Below are 1351 nucleotides of genomic sequence, written 5' to 3'. Positions count from 1 at the left end.
GTCGCGCCACGCACTGGCTTGCAAGCCGCGCCTGCGCAGCAGCCAGGCCAGCGCCGGCAGCAGCGCCAGCGCCCACAACCAGTGCGGGCGCAACAGGTGCAGTTGCTGCAGGGCGTCGATCATCCCGGCGATCCTCGCCCGCGCCCCTGCGCAGGCAGCGCGAAGGCCAGCAACGCCAGCAACAGCGCCGCGGCCAGCGGCCACGGATAGCGTTCGATCCGCGGACGCACCGGGCGCGCGGCGCGATCGACCGGTTCGAGACGGTCGATCTCGGCGTAGATGCCGGCCAGCTCGCTGGCGTCGCGCGCCCGGAATGCCTTGCCGCCGGTCGTCTTGGCGATGTGGCGCAAGGTGGCCTCGTCGCTGTCGTTGCCGGCGCCGGGCCACTGCATCGGCATGCCGAACAGCGAGAAGCCACTGCTGTCGCCGCCGAAGGCGATGGCGTGGATGCGCACGTCGTTGTCGCGTGCGATCTCCGCCGCCTTCAGTGGATCCAGGCGGCCGGCAGTGTTCATGCCGTCGGTCAACAGCACAAGCACGCGTTGTCCGGATTCCTGCTGCGACAGGCGCTTGACGGCCAGGCCGATCGCGTCCCCGATCGCGGTCTCGCGACCGGCGAGGCCGACCACGCTGGCATCGAGCTGGTGCTGCACGGACTGGAGGTCCAGCGTCATCGGCGCGAGCGCGTAGGCGCGCTGGCCGAACACGACCAGGCCGACGCGGTCGCCCTCGCGGCGTTCGAGGAAGTTGGAGATCACCGCCTTGGCCGCGGTCAACCGGTCGACGATGCGGCCGCCCAGGACCATGTCCTGGTCGCCCATGCTGCCGGAGAGGTCGACGGCGAGCATGAGGTCGCGGCTGGGTTGCGGCGGTGCGACCGGCGGCCCGAGCTCCTGCGGGCGCGCCGCGGCCACGCACAGCAGCAGCCAGGCCAGCAACGCGATCAGCGGCATGCCGGTGCCACGCGCGATGCCCGTTCCCGCGACGGCCTGCAGGCGCGAGCCGAACGGCACGCGCAGGGCGGCACCGGCGTCGCGCACCGGCGGCAGCAACCAGCGCGCCAGGATCGGCAGCGGCAGCGCCAGCAGCAGCCAGGGCCAGGCAAACGAAAGATCGCCGAAGGACGGGAATGTCATCGCGCACCCATCCATTCGAGGAAGCGCTGGCGGGCACGCGCCTGCAGGCGCGAGGCGGCGGCCTCGTCGACATCGGGGCGGAAGCCGCCTTCCAGCAGCAGCCTGCCGTCGTCGTCGGCGAAGAGCGCTTGCTTCGCGCCCGCGTCCAGCATCTCCAGCCACGCCTCGCCGTGCAGCGTCGCGGCGCGCGGGTTGCGCCGGATCGCGGCGCGGCG

2 protein-coding genes are annotated in these 1351 nt (G+C 72.7%); both read right to left on the bottom strand.

Going from position 1 to position 1351, the window contains the following annotated elements; translation table 11 throughout:
- Nucleotides 1-119 precede the first annotated feature (119 nt).
- The gene (locus QAA18_RS12545; RefSeq protein WP_279413408.1) at nucleotides 120-1136 is read right to left on the bottom strand and encodes a VWA domain-containing protein; all 1017 of its coding nucleotides are present in this window, start codon (nucleotides 1134-1136) and stop codon (nucleotides 120-122) included.
- Nucleotides 1133-1351: DUF4381 family protein (locus QAA18_RS12540; RefSeq protein ID WP_279413407.1), on the bottom strand; the 219-nt coding region annotated here is incomplete at its 5' end. The genes QAA18_RS12540 and QAA18_RS12545, both read right to left, overlap by 4 nt.

Source organism: Luteimonas sp. 8-5 (assembly GCF_029763755.1).
Taxonomy (GTDB): Bacteria; Pseudomonadota; Gammaproteobacteria; order Xanthomonadales; family Xanthomonadaceae; genus Cognatiluteimonas.
The sequence above is the reverse complement of the archived record's forward strand: the minus strand, read 5'-3'. Positions and strand labels throughout refer to the sequence as shown.

What these genes read in the sequence shown, in the direction of transcription:
- QAA18_RS12545 (WP_279413408.1), bottom strand. Translation starts at nt 1,136, where the DNA reads ATGACATTCCCGTCCTTCGGCGATCTTTCGTTTGCCTGGCCCTGGCTG.